Annotated in this window: 10 protein-coding genes; 3 read left to right on the top strand and 7 right to left on the bottom strand. The window is 55.2% G+C overall.

Features of this window, described 5'->3' with window-relative positions; genetic code table 11:
- Positions 1–101: 101 nt before the first annotated feature.
- The 7 genes from DSM3645_RS26945 to DSM3645_RS26910 all read right to left on the bottom strand — a co-directional run bounded on the left by DSM3645_RS26945 (position 102) and on the right by DSM3645_RS26910 (position 8,663).
- Positions 102–2,243, bottom strand: coding sequence for a hypothetical protein (locus DSM3645_RS26945; RefSeq protein WP_131282856.1), 2,142 nt, complete (start codon positions 2,241–2,243; stop codon positions 102–104).
- A 55-nt stretch (positions 2,244–2,298) separates the two neighbouring features.
- Entirely contained in the window at positions 2,299–3,315 is a 1,017-nt protein-coding gene (locus DSM3645_RS26935) for a glycosyltransferase family 2 protein (protein ID WP_237564943.1), read from the bottom strand.
- 91 nt (positions 3,316–3,406) lie between these two features.
- Entirely contained in the window at positions 3,407–4,306 is a 900-nt protein-coding gene (locus tag DSM3645_RS26930; RefSeq protein ID WP_002655836.1) for an NAD-dependent epimerase/dehydratase family protein, read from the bottom strand.
- Positions 4,297–5,403 carry a CDP-glucose 4,6-dehydratase gene (gene rfbG, locus DSM3645_RS26925; RefSeq protein ID WP_002655835.1) on the bottom strand — a complete coding sequence of 369 codons (1,107 nt, stop codon included), beginning with the start codon at positions 5,401–5,403 and terminating at the stop codon, positions 4,297–4,299. The genes DSM3645_RS26930 and rfbG overlap by 10 nt, the downstream gene beginning before the upstream one ends.
- 44 nt (positions 5,404–5,447) lie before the next feature.
- Positions 5,448–6,788, bottom strand: coding sequence for a lipopolysaccharide biosynthesis protein RfbH (gene rfbH / locus DSM3645_RS26920; RefSeq protein ID WP_116344619.1), 1,341 nt, complete (start codon positions 6,786–6,788; stop codon positions 5,448–5,450).
- A 39-nt stretch (positions 6,789–6,827) separates the two neighbouring features.
- A complete protein-coding gene (gene rfbF, locus DSM3645_RS26915; protein WP_002655833.1) occupies positions 6,828–7,649 on the bottom strand; it encodes a glucose-1-phosphate cytidylyltransferase in 822 nt (273 codons plus the stop codon).
- A 414-nt stretch (positions 7,650–8,063) separates the two neighbouring features.
- On the bottom strand, positions 8,064–8,663 hold the full coding sequence (locus DSM3645_RS26910) for a D-glycero-alpha-D-manno-heptose-1,7-bisphosphate 7-phosphatase (RefSeq protein ID WP_002655832.1): 600 nt from the start codon (positions 8,661–8,663) through the stop codon (positions 8,064–8,066).
- 210 nt (positions 8,664–8,873) lie between these two features.
- On the opposite strand from DSM3645_RS26910, the gene ppk1 reads away from it, so the two are divergent.
- From ppk1 to DSM3645_RS26895, 3 genes are all read left to right on the top strand, one after another.
- Positions 8,874–11,003: a polyphosphate kinase 1 gene (gene ppk1, locus DSM3645_RS26905; RefSeq protein WP_002655831.1), complete on the top strand. Its 2,130-nt coding sequence runs from the start codon at positions 8,874–8,876 to the stop codon at positions 11,001–11,003.
- A gap of 133 nt (positions 11,004–11,136) precedes the next feature.
- Positions 11,137–12,330 (top strand): S1C family serine protease, encoded by a 1,194-nt coding sequence (locus tag DSM3645_RS26900; RefSeq protein ID WP_002655830.1) that lies wholly within the window; start codon positions 11,137–11,139, stop codon positions 12,328–12,330.
- A gap of 186 nt (positions 12,331–12,516) precedes the next feature.
- Positions 12,517–13,374 carry a rhomboid family intramembrane serine protease gene (locus DSM3645_RS26895; RefSeq protein WP_161603426.1) on the top strand — a complete coding sequence of 286 codons (858 nt, stop codon included), beginning with the start codon at positions 12,517–12,519 and terminating at the stop codon, positions 13,372–13,374.
- Positions 13,375–13,384 lie beyond the last annotated feature (10 nt).

The following is a 13,384-nucleotide window of genomic DNA, read 5'->3' as shown; positions in this document are numbered from 1 at the left end:
GACAGTCACACTGAAGTCGAGACGACCGGGTTCGGAGCTTGTCGTCAAAAAATAGGTCATCATGAAAATCGACTCATAGTGATTTCCAGACGCGGTTTATCCTAGCGCAGGCGCAGTAATTCAATGCCCTTCACTGCTATGCGACCGCTGCCGGAATAGTGAACGCGAGCTTCGAGAAGACTATTCTCTTGGTTTGGCTCGACGTTCAATTCGTACCGGATTTCATTTTTGTCGGGTGAGATAGTTCCGCTCGCGACAGATTTTACTGCTTTTCCATTTTGTTCGGAAAGCAGGATGTCCCAGCTTCCGACCGGCGCTTTCGTTTCATTTTCCGCAGAAAATTGGAACGCGATCGAATAATTTCCCGCTGGAAGCTTGATGCAAGGGCCATAGGTCAAGACTCCGGCGTCATCCCGACCAAACTCAGCGACCCGTTCTTCGTCTTCGAGTTCTCCAACTAGTGATGGCAAATCCGCGGCTGCAAAAAGATTTCGATAGCCGGGTGATTCATAGGGAGAGCGGAATAAACGATGGAATTGTTCGTCCTCGGGACGGTTGTAAATGAGGACTTCGATATCAGCTCCAATTTTTTCAATGCAGGCAGGTTCACCGAATCGTGCGATGAACAGACTGGCAGGCAATTCGAAACTTGCGCTCGCGACGGCGAAATCGAAAGGAACGTATTCTCCTGAATTGAATCTATTTTCGGTTATGTCTCGCGAGTTGTGCATCCAGTCGTGAAACTCAAAATTCGGCATGATTGGAACCGTCCGCACGTCCGAGTTGGTCATGGTCGTAATTGCACGAGACTTCCAAAAATTGGTAACGCCGCGATGGAGCTTGTGTTTAGCGATGATTGCGTCTACTTCCACGACAAATTGGGTCCGTCCGGTATGCGGCAAGTAGTCGCCTATTCCGATTTGCGACATCACCACAATCATCGCGATCAGACTTGGCGCGCCAACGGTAACGCCTGACCAATTCTTAATCCAATTGGGTACATGAATATTGCGAAACGCCACAGCCAACAACAACGGTAGTGTGAAAATGGGACCGTAGATAAACGGGTGCCAATAGTGAAGCAAATAACCATAATTTAAAGAGTCGACGAGCGAACTATGCCCTCCCACAATCGGCGCAGCGAGCATGCCAAGGGCCGAAAGCAGAAGATATGCGGCTAAGAATGCGACTCGCCCTTTGGCGGCGTGAATTGCGTTGCCTTCGTTCGGTTTTCGCTGAATGACGTAATAGAGGAAGGTTCCTAGACAGCCGACCATCCAAATGACGCCTAGCCAGTGCATCAGATCTCCTGCGGCCAGTCTTTCGCTAAAGAGGCCTATAAAGTTTTTCAACGCGATCCATGATCGGCCAAGCCCGGGGCGAGCGAACGCTCGCGGAGAAGAGACGTCTATTAGCAAAAAGGAGCCAAGGATACCGACGATGCTTACGCTCCACAGCATCCAAATCGGGCCGTCCAATTTGCGGCGCTCGATCAAACCGCCCAGCCAACATGCGAGTCCAGCTGCCGTTGCAGCGGCAACGAACATCGGCAAAATAAGGGGTTCGCCGGTCGCCGTCAGCAATGTCAGAAGCGCCAAGATCCAAAGTTGTTTCTTGCGACGTGGAGTACCGCGTGGTTCATAAATGATCGAGATCAGTAGCCCTGTCATCCAGATGATTAACATGTAGGCGCCGGAGTGAATTGCCGGAATTAACAAGACGAAATACACCTCGAATTGCATCGTTGCGACGAAAAAAAGGATGAATATTGCACCGCCCAACAGGACCAACGTGTTCCTGGTGCGTGCTTCACCCAAGTGGCAGACATGGCCCAGGTAGCAATAGCCGAGGACCGTCATCGTGACGAAGAAGACTCCGGACAAGAAGCTGGAAAGTATAGAATTACCAGTGAACAGGTAAAACACTCCGGCGATGACGGCGTCCGGAAAAACATAATTGGAGGGGCAGAACCGCCAGCCTCGTAACGAGAAATCCTGAAGTAAAAAGTCCTGGGCTACATGCACGGGAAACAAGCTGTCCCCTTGATACCACCCGTACATGTCCGAATGAGTGCCAATTCGCAAATAGAGTAGAACGAAGGAGCAGGCAAACACGCAGGCAGACCAGAAGACAGGGTTCTTCACGGTCGCCAAAACAACTCCGGTGAGTCGAGCAGGTAAGGTGATCGATTCTACTCCGGCGTTCGGAGAAGCGTTTGTCGTATTTTTGGACAAAGCTTCCATGATGATCTTCCTGGTCCAAACTAGTGAAGTATTAGTCTTATTGTGTGAGGATGGCTTACGCTGCGTGCGATTGTTTGGCCAAGTCATCGCGTTGTGGTCGCGTTGCTTCTTCAGCGTTGTAGGACGATGAACTTGTCCACTCGGTCGAACCGTTGACCGATTCTTCGATAATGGTCAACGGCTGTTGTTTGGTGTGCTTATAGATCCTGGCGATATACTCTCCTTGAATTCCGATCAGCAATGAATTAATGCAGATCGATGAAAGAGTCAGCACGGCCAACGTGGCAAAGCCGGCGGTCCAGTCAGTTCCCACCGTTAGTTTCATTGAGGCGTATACCGCGATAAATATGCAAGTCACGACGAAGGCCGCTTGACTGACATATTTGGCCAAACGCAGGGGGATCGGCGAATGGTTGAGGATGCCATCGATCGCTAGGTTGATCAGATCGTAGTAGCCGAATTTGCTTTCGCCATCCAAACGCGGACTGCGACTGTATTCGAGGCCAATTTGACGGAATCCCATCGCGGCGATCTGACCGCGCAAGTAAGGGGTTGCATCTTGGTGTTTGCGCAGAACTTCCACAATCCGTCGGTCGACCAAGCGAAAGTCGCCGGCATCCAAAGGTAACGGATCGTCACTGAGCCAATTGATCAAGCGATAAAAAGCTTTACGAGCGAGCGTGATCCCAACTCCCTCTCGCCGCTGTTTGCGAACGCCATAGATAACCTTGTACCCAACTTCCCATTTCGCGAGAAATTCAAGGATCATTGCCGGCGGATCTTGCAAGTCGCAGTCAAGTTGAATAACGGCTTCCCCTGAAGCGTTGAGATAACCGGTTAAGATCGACCGCTGATAACCGAAATTTCGAGAAAAACGCAGCACACGCACGCGAGAATCGGTTGCGGCAATATTGCTCAACAATTCGAAGGAACGATCCGTGCTGTGATTGTCTGTAAAAAGAAATTCAATTCGGTACCGATCTGCAACCGGTTGCATCGTTTCGTTCACGGTCGAATAGAGCCGTTGAATGTTCGCTTCCTCATTCAGGACCGGAACGACAATGGTAATCAATGGCCGTGGATCGTCGTTGATTGAAATGGGGGGGCAAGCGTTCATGATTTCGTTTTAAATGCCAAAGTATGAGTTCGAGTCCAAGGAAGATTCAGGCCGCGCGAAGATCTGTTCCCAGGAGATTGGCGATACCTGAGTGGAATTTGACTTTGGGACGCCACCCGGGTATCGGCGTTCCTGATGACCAGGGACGCATCACTTCGCGATTGCGATAGGGACGCGATCCCCAGTCGACGTTCAGCTTCTGCCCCACAATTTGTTCAAATTGGCCAACCAGGTTTCGCAGGCTGACCGGAGCGCCTGACGAGACAGCGAAAGTCTCTTCCGGTAATGCGCTTACGTCAAATCGAGCGATCGCGGCAACATAGGCATCGACGACGTCATCGACATGCAAAATGTCGATCCATTGCTCGCCGGGCGAAAGACGAAGCAGTTCACGACTCTGCCGGCAATGATTCAGCAGTGGAATTAGCTTTTGACGGGGATCATCGGGGCCATAGGTGTCGTATAGCTTCAGATGAATCACTTGCAATTCATGCGCTTCGACATAGTACCGGACGATCGACTCGAACGCTTGCTTCGTCGCGGCGTAGAGATTGACCGGGTTATAGCTTTCATTTTGATAGTGCTGCCACGATGTGCCAGTGTTGATCAATTTGCCTGTCCCGGCGGCGCACATCGCTTCAACTAGTTGCGTCGCCAACGTGACGTTCGACTCGATTAGCTGGCGGACATCACTTGGTTGATGCTCCGCTGCGACGAGAGACGCCAGATGGATCACAACCTCCGGTCGCGATTGTTGAAAGTAGTTAGAGAGGGATTCTGTATTGCCGTCGTGGCGAAAGACTTCGCAGTGAAAGAGCGCTTCACCGATTACCGCCGCGTCCGATTCACTGCGCATGATCAAACGGACGCTTTCGCCGCGCTCGACAAGTCGTCGCACCAAATGTCGGCCAACAAAGCCCGTTGCGCCGGTAATGGCTATGCGCATTTCAGGATCCTCTGCGGAGCGGACAGGATCGTTTCGGTCGCCATCGCTCGTAGCGTCGCCGCGTCGGCGCGATCGACATGCGCTTTGTGCCAAGCGACGGTGTGGCCTACGCCGGCTTCCATTGTTAGCCGAGGGCTCCAACGTAATGCGCGAGCGGCCAGGCCAGAGTCGAGCAGGAGCAAGCCCGCTTCTCGCGGCATGTCTTGCGGCGGATCGCAACGGTAGGCGGCGCCATCGCCCCAAGCGACGGCAGTCAGGCGAACCAGTTCTTCAGTAGTCAAAAGTTGTTCGGCCGGAGGGCCAAAATTCCAACCGCGAGCGAAATCGACGCCCCCTTCGACGCAGGCGCGAGCCAGCGTCAAGTAGCCAGACAACGCGTCCGCGACATGCTGCCAAGGACGAACGGAGCTAGGCATACGGAGGACGACTTCGTCTCCGGCGGTAAAAGCGCGAATGCAGTCTGGAATCAAACGATCTTTCGCCCAGTCGCCGCCGCCGAATACGTTACCGGCGCGAGCACTCGCGACAACAACGCCATGTTGCTGGAACCGATCGGTCGGAAAGTACGAATCGCGATACGAGGAGGTGACGATCTCGGCGCACGCTTTGCTTGCGCTATAGGGGTCTTTGCCGCCCAGCGGATCGGTTTCGCGATAGCTCCAATCCCATTCTCGGTTTTCGTAGCATTTGTCGGTCGTCACCATGACGGCAGCTTGTAGCGATTGCAAACCGCGGCAGGCTTCCAAAACGTTGGCGGTTCCGAGCACGTTGACGTCAAACGTTTCGAGCGGGATCTCGTACGAAAGTCGCACCAACGGTTGAGCGGCAAGATGCAGAACGATTTCGGGATCGAAGTCCTGAAAGACTTGCTTGAGCTTTGACAGATCGCGAATATCGCCAAGATGGTGATCGCAAATCGCCGCGACTTCCATCGCGTCAAATGCGCTGGGAGTGGTCTCAGGCGGCAAAGAATAGCCGCAGACATTAGCGCCCAATTCATGCAGCAAACAAGTGAGCCAGGCGCCTTTGAATCCGGTGTGCCCGGTAACAAGCACGCGTTTGCCAGACCAAAAATCTATCGTTGGTTCAAAACCCATCGGCGTTTCTCTGCGGTACTATTTGGCGATCGTGGAAAATCAAACTAGGCGGCTTTCGCAGCGGTCAGTTCTTGCACCATGTTTTCCATGGTCGAACAGATGTACTGGCGACGCTGAGCGTCGATCCCAGGCCAAACGCCGATCCAGAACGAATCGTTCATGATTTTGTCGGTATTTTCCAAACCGCCGACAACGCGGTGCTCGACATCGGCGAACGCTGGTTGGCGAGTCAGATTGCCGGCGAACAATAGTCGCGTGCCGATTCGATGTTTCTCGAGATAACGAACCGCTTCGGTCCGATCCAGCGGCGACGAGTCGCGAATCGTCAGCAAATATCCAAACCAACTAGGATCGGAGCCCGGCGTCGCCTGCGGCAAGATGAAGTGTTCTTCCATTCCAGCGGCGACAAACGCCTTCGTCAGTTCCCCGAAGTTTTCGCGACGGCGATCAATAAACCCGTCGACTTTGTTGAGCTGGCTCAATCCGATCGCCGCCTGCATGTCGGTGATCTTCATGTTGTATCCCAAATGGGAATAGGTGTACTTGTGGTCGTAGCCTTTTGGCAGCGAGCCGAGTTGCCATTCAAATCGACGGCAGCACGAATTGTCTTCGCCGGGTGCGCACCAGCAGTCGCGTCCCCAGTCGCGGAACGATTCGACTAGCTTCATCATGTAGCCGTGATCGCTTAAAACCGCGCCCCCTTCGCCGGTGGTCAAATGGTGAGCGGGATAAAAGCTAAGCGTCGCCAGGTCTCCCCACGTGCCGACGCCGCGTCCTTCAAACGTTGCGCCAAACGCGTCGCAGCAGTCTTCGATCAAAAACAGATCGTGCTGTTTGCACAGTTGGCTGATCGCCGCCAGGTTGAACGGATTGCCAAGCGTGTGAGCCAGCATGATGGCCCGCGTTTTGTCGGTGATCGCGTCCGCAATTCGGCTGACGTCCGCATTTGCGGTTTCTAGATCGACATCCACAAAGACCGGTACGCAGCCGTTTTGAACGATGGGGGTCACGGTGGTTGGAAAGCCTGCTGCGACGGTGATCACTTCGCTGCCGGGCTTGATGCGGCGATTTCGCAACTTGGGTGAAGTCAGCGCAGTGAACGCCAACAGATTTGCCGCCGAGCCGGAAACGGTGGAACGGACATGTTTCAGTCCCAATCGATCGCCTAGCGCCGCCTCGAAGCGGGTATTAAAGCGACCCGTCGTGAGCCACAGATCTAACGAAGCGTCGACTAGATGCGTTAGATCATCCGCGTCGACAATCTTGCCCGTGACCGGCACATAGGTCTCGCCGGGAACGAAGTTCGGCTTGGGAAGCGACTCATGATATTCTCGGCACGCGGCGAGCGCTTTTTCACGCTTCAATGCGTCAGTATCGGTAATCATTTTTAGCTGGACCTCCTTGTCCATTTCGCCAGTAGGCGGCTAGGCGGCTTGTTTGCGAGATGTCGAGATGCCGTACGCTTGGATCGCCCACTTCTCAAATTCATGGGCGCTGGTTGCCCATTCAGCGGACTCTGTGTCCCACGCTTTTCTTAACAAATCCCGTTCATGAATCGTATCCATCGGTTGCCAGAAACCGTCGTGCTTATAGGCCATCAGTTCGCCTTGTTGGGCTAGTGCTTCCAGCGGACCTCTTTCGAGAATAGTCGAGTCATCGGTGATATAATCGAGAACTTCCGGCTCAAAAACGAAGTATCCGCCGTTGATCCAATTTTCCATGCCAGAGCATTTTTCGGTGAAGGCGCGTACCTGTTGGCCCTCCATCACCAGCGCTCCCCAGCGAGCCGGCGGGCGGACGGCGGTCACGGTGGCCAGACGACCATGCGACTTGTGGAATGCGAGCAGCCGATCAATGTCGACGTTGCAGACGCCGTCGCCATAAGTGACCATGAATCGATCGTCTTGCAGATATTCGCGAAGTCGCAAGACGCGACCGCCGGTCAGCGAATCAAGACCGGTGTCGATGCAACCGACAGACCACTGATTTTGCATCGAACGAATGTAGGGGGCGCAATCCTGATTGTGCAGCTTTCCCGCCTGCCATTGGGAAAAATAATTGGCGATGTAGTCGCCCATATAGCCGCAAGCAATCAAGAAGTCCTGATGTCCGAAGTGAGCGTAGGTCGCCAGGATGTGCGCAAGAATTGGTACTCCGCCAATTTCGACCATCGGTTTCGGACGCAGCGACGTTTCTTCCGCCAGCCGAGTACCACGGCCGCCTGCTAGAATGACAACTTTGCTCATCGTTTTCTCTCCCTATCAAACGATGTGAGTACATAGATTCGCGATCAGGGTCGAATCGTACGAAGGAGTTGCTGCCAAATTCGCCTTGGAATTATCTTCATCCGTGAAAATAAACCGTGGGGCGCAAACGAGCGACCGTCGGCGGGGCAATCTCTTTTTCATCTGGAGAAGCTTTTTACCAGTACGATCCGGGGATCGTACGAAGCCCCCCCTAAGTTAAGGCGTATAAGACAATAAATCGATTAATCAGACCATGGCAATTTGGAAGAAATCTAACCGCTCGTACGCTAAGGACTTATCGTGAGTTGTCATCGCTTCCACAGCCCGGAATTTCGTCGTTTGCATGACCTTTCGGCCTTTCCAGCGTTTGGAGCTTGATAGGGCGTCCAATATCGGGGGGCGACCAAGCGGGTATCACGCCGCAGTCCGGGCCTTGTCCGAGCGGCCTTGCAGCCAAAAATCGACGGCAGGAAGCAGCGAATCGAAGCGACCGATCAGCGAGGGAACCGCGGCCGGCAGTTGCCGCTCGGTTTCTTGGCCATAGCCGGTTCGCACCAGAATGGTTTGGCAACCGGCGAAGCGGCCGATGCCGAGATCGGACGGCTTGTCGCCGATCAGGACGCTTTCGTGCAGATCGAGCCCATGTTGGGCCGCAGCGGCATAGAGCATCCCCGCCCGCGGTTTGCGACATTCGCAATGGATCCGATAGACGGCGCTGGCCGATTTCGGATGGTGCGGGCAATAATAGTAAGCGTCGATCGACGCGCCTTGCTCGGCCAAAAGTTGATCGAGACGCCGGTGAATCTCGGCGATTCGCGATTCGGGAAACATTCCCCGAGCGACGCCCGACTGATTAGTGACGACAATCACCGGAACATGAGCCCGATTTGCAGCGGCGATCGCCTCGGCGGCGCCAGGCAGCAGTTCTAGCTGCGCCGGATCGGCCAGGTATTCGCGTTCGATATTGATCGTGCCGTCACGATCCAGGAACAGGGCGCCGCAAGCGTAAGACATCGCTCTTCCGGGGGTGAAGAATGGGGGTGTCAGGAGTTCCGTTTTTAGCAGCTAGTCCCCCATTTTCCCAAGCCCAATCGGCCTATTATGACCGGTCGCGGGCGCCGGCCAAGCAAGATTGCCGAGGCTCTGTTGATGTTCCCCCTAGAACGTGTAGGATTCAACTAGGTATCGTTCTATCCCCTTTTTCGACCGTCTTAGAGATTTGCAATGCTCGATCGACCGGAAGTTCCTGTCGCGGATGAACCCAAAACCTGGCGCGACGCCTGGTTCGACCGAGATCTGAGCTGGCTCGAGTTCAATCGCCGCGTCTTGCAACAAGCTTTGGACGAACGGACGCCGCTGCTAGAACGGGTCAAGTTTCTGGCGATCTTCACGTCGAACCTGGACGAGTTCTTCATGAAGCGGTTGGCCTTGTTGCGGACGCGCAAACGGGCCGAACTATCGCATTCGATCGGCGCGCCGGCGACCGAGCTCCATTTGCAGTCGCTGCGTCAGGCCGTCGACGAAATGTACGCTCAACAGGGAGAAGCCTACGACAACGCGATCTTGCCTGAGTTGGCCGAAAACGGCATTCACCTGCTGCAGTGGGAAGATCTAACCGATGCGCAGCGAACACGCGCGCACGAGTTTTTCACGCGCAACGTCTATCCGGCGCTAACGCCGCTAGCACTCGATCCAGGGCACCCGTTCCCCTACATGTCGAATTTGTCGATCTCGCTTGGCTTTGTGCTGCGTGTTCCAGATTCGGAAGAAAACCTGTTCGCGCGGGTCAAAGTTCCCAACATCTTGCCGCAGTGGATCGCGCTGGAAGATGAAGACAAGACACGCTGGCACTATCTGGGGCTGAAGGATCTGATTCATCACAACGCGGGGACTCTGTTTCCCGGCATGACGATTGTCGATTCGACCGCGTTCCGGATCACGCGAAACGCCGAGGTCGAACTGGATGACGATGATGATATGGAAAGTCTGCGAACTGTCGTCGCCGAAGAACTGCGGCAACGCAAGTTTCAGCCGGTCGTGCGTCTGGAAATTGAAAGCAACCCGAACCCGTGGGTCCGCGGGTTGTTGATGCGTCAGTTTGAGCTGACCGAAGACGACGTTTACGAACTGCCGTCAGAGCTCGATTATTCGGGGCTGTTGCCGATCGCCGGACTCGATATCAAGGCGCTCCGCGACGAACCATGGAACCCGGTGATTCCCAATACGCTGCTCGATGACGAGGCCGACATCTTCTCGGTCATCAAAGCCGGCGACATGCTCGTGCATCATCCTTTTGACAGCTTTGACGCGACCGTCGAAAACTTCATTCGTCGCGCGGCGCGCGACCCGAAAGTGGTCGCGATCAAAATGACGGTGTATCGCGTTGGTGACGATACGCCGTTCGTCCGTTCGCTGATCCAAGCGGCCGAATCGGGCAAGCAAGTCGCCTGTTTGATCGAGCTGAAGGCGCGCTTTGACGAAGAACGGAATCTGCACTGGGCGAAGGAACTGGAAAAGATCGGCGCCCATGTTGTCTACGGCGTGTTGGGGCTGAAGACGCATACGAAAATTGCGCTGGTTGTCCGTAAAGAGGCGGACGGCTTGCGCTGTTACGCACATATCGGCACCGGCAACTATCATGTCAAAACGGCTCGCCTGTATACCGACGTAGGACTCTTCACCTGCGACCCGGTCATCTGCAACGACGTCGTTAATCTGTTTCATATGCTGACCGGCCGCTCTCGCTCACCTACTTTCGACAAACTGCTCGTCGCGCCGATCAATATGCGCGAAAAGTTCTTGCAGATGGTGCAGCGAGAAATCGACAATCATCAAAGCGGTAAACCCTCGCTGATCGTCGCGAAATTTAATGCAATGGAAGACCCCGAGCTCTGCCGCGCGATCGTCGAAGCGTCGCAGGCCGGCGTCCAGGTCGAGCTAATCGTGCGCGGCTTCGCCTGCTTGCGACCCGGCGTCGAAGGCGTTACCGATAATGTGCGGCTCCGTTCGATTATCGGCCGCTTCCTCGAGCATTCGCGGATCTATTACTTCGCCAACGGCGCCGAGAGCCCGCTCGACGGCGAGTTCTACATCGGCTCGGCCGACTGGATGTCACGCAACCTGACCAAACGGGTCGAAGCGATCGTCCCGGTCGAGTCGCGCCCGCTGAAGGAACGCTTGTGGGAGATCCTTGATATCTGTCTGAAAGATCGCCGTCAGGCCTGGCTGATGCAACCAGACGGCACCTATCAGATGGCGACGGCAAGCGAAGACGATCCCGAAATCGCGAAGATCGGAACGCATCCGGCGCTGATGGCGCTGACGCTGCATCGCGCGAAGGATCGCTTGGCGTAAAAGCGTCGAATCGGCAAGCTCTGCTAGCAGGTTCGAACCGTTCGCACCGAAATTTCGTAATGTCGGTTATGCGCAAGCTTCTAGGGCTTGCGAGACCATCGCTGCAATTTCCTCTCTCTAGGGAGTTAGCCTCATGCCGAAACCCACCTATTTCGCCGGCTCGCTCAGCTGCTGCGTGTTGACGCTTGCTTTGTTGGCCGCTTCCATTCAGCCCAGCTTGGCCCAAGAAACCGTCGCTCCGATGGCCAACGCTTGGCGATCGACGGCCGATGCCCGCGTCAGTGATGCGCGGCCGATGCAGCATCTGCGGCCATCGAGCGGTGATCTTGGCCTGACGCCAGACGAAGAACGCAATATCTATGTTTACGACAAAGGAAATCGTAGCGTTTGCCACATCATGACGCGCAGCGTGCAGCGCGATACGGTCTTTGGGATGTTGATGACCGAATCGCCGGCCGAAGGTTCCGGCTCCGGCTCGGTTCTCGACAAGCAGGGACACATCTTGACCAACTATCACGTGATTGAAGGCGCGACCGAGATCGACGTCATGCTCTTCAACGCCGAGAACTACTCGGCCACCCTGGTCGGTCAAGATCCGGTCAACGATATCGCGGTGCTCAAGATCGACGTGCCGGCTGAGGTCCTCTATCCCGTTGAACTGGGGGACTCGGCCAATTTGCGCGTCGGCCAAAAGGCGTTCGCCATCGGCAACCCGTTTGGGTTGGAGCGAACGATGACGATCGGCATTATTTCTAGCTTGAATCGGATGTTGCCGTCGCGCAGCGGGCGAACGATGAAAGCGATCATTCAGATCGACGCGGCGCTGAACCGGGGGAACTCGGGCGGGCCTCTGTTTGACAGCAACGGCCGTTTGATCGGCATGAACACGGCGATCGCGAGTCGAACCGGGCAAAACACGGGCGTCGGATTCGCCATTCCGGTTGCGACGATTCGTCGCGTCGCCCCCCAACTGATCGACAGCGGCAAAGTGACGCGGCCCGATTTGGGCGTGACCCGGGTTTATTTGACCGACGACGGTCTGGGAATCGCATCGCTCGCACAAGGGGGACCCGCCGAAAAGGCGGGATTGCGTGGGTTTCAATTGATTCGTGAACAAATTCGTCGGGGGCCTTATGTTTATGAAGAAACCCGCGTTGACCGTAACAAAGCGGACGTAATTACCGCAGTCGACGGCGCCGCCGTCCGATCGTCGGATGACCTGCTGACTGCGATTGAGCGAAAAAGTCCTGGTGAAGTTGTGACTTTGAGCGTTCTGCGCGAGGGAAAAAAAGTCGACATTCCGGTCACGTTAGGCGTCGGCGATTAGCGCTCTGAGCCGCGGATCCCAACGACGTGCTAAACTGGACTGCACTTAGAGCCTCTTGGCGCCTAAGATGATGATGGCGCCGCCGGTGATAACGATTATGCCGGCGGCCAAACCTCTAGCGGCCGAAGTGCGTTACGGAACATGGGAATCTACGACCGCGAATATTATCAAGACGAACCGCGCTCGATGTCTTTCAGCTCGGGCGGGCGTTCGATGGTAAACACGTTGGTGATCATCAACGTGATCGTCTTTTTCGTCGACTGGCTCGTCTTTGGCAGCCGGCTCGCCGGCTATTTCGATATGCAAGCAGGCGGCTTTGTGCCTGGCCTGGCGTCGGTGCATGCCGATACGTTGCTCCACCCGCTGATGTGGTGGCGGTTTCTGACCTACGGCTTTCTGCATAGCCAATCCGACATTTGGCACATTATCGGCAACATGTTTGTGTTGTGGATGTTCGGCCGGCAGATCGAAGAACGTTACGGCGGCGCCGAGTTTCTGCGGATCTATCTGGTCAGCGTCGTCCTGGGAGGCGTTTTCTGGTCGGCCGTCTGTTTGGCGACCGGCAGCATGAACGGCTCGGTCGTCGGCGCCTCGGGCGCGGTGACGACCGTTTTGATTCTGTTTATATGCAACTACCCTCGTGTCACGATTTATGTGAGTCTGCTCTTTCCCGTCCCGGCTTGGCTGGTCGGCGTGGTGATGATCGGCTTCAATGTCATGGGCGCTTTTGGGAATGGCCAAAGCAACGTCGCGTTCACCGTTCACCTGGCAGGCGCCGCATTCGGCCTGGCCTACTTTTATGGCGGCTGGAATCTCGGTTTCCTCACCTTTGGCGGTCTGCCAGACCGACTGCGCGAATCGATGAAACGTAAACCGAAGTTGAAGGTTCATTCGCCCCCAGAAGATGATCCCTATGTTGATTCCAATGATGAAGCGGAACGGATCCTCGATAAAATCCGGGACGAAGGTATGAGCAGTCTGACGGCCGCCGAAAAGCGAAAGCTCGAAGCCTATAGTCGTCGGATGAAGCAAAAGCACAGCTAACCGCGTAAAG

The organism is Blastopirellula marina DSM 3645 (assembly GCF_000153105.1).
GTDB classification, from domain to species: Bacteria; Planctomycetota; Planctomycetia; order Pirellulales; family Pirellulaceae; genus Blastopirellula; species Blastopirellula marina.
Note: the sequence above shows the minus strand (reverse complement) of the source record. Positions and strands in the feature narration are given on the sequence as shown.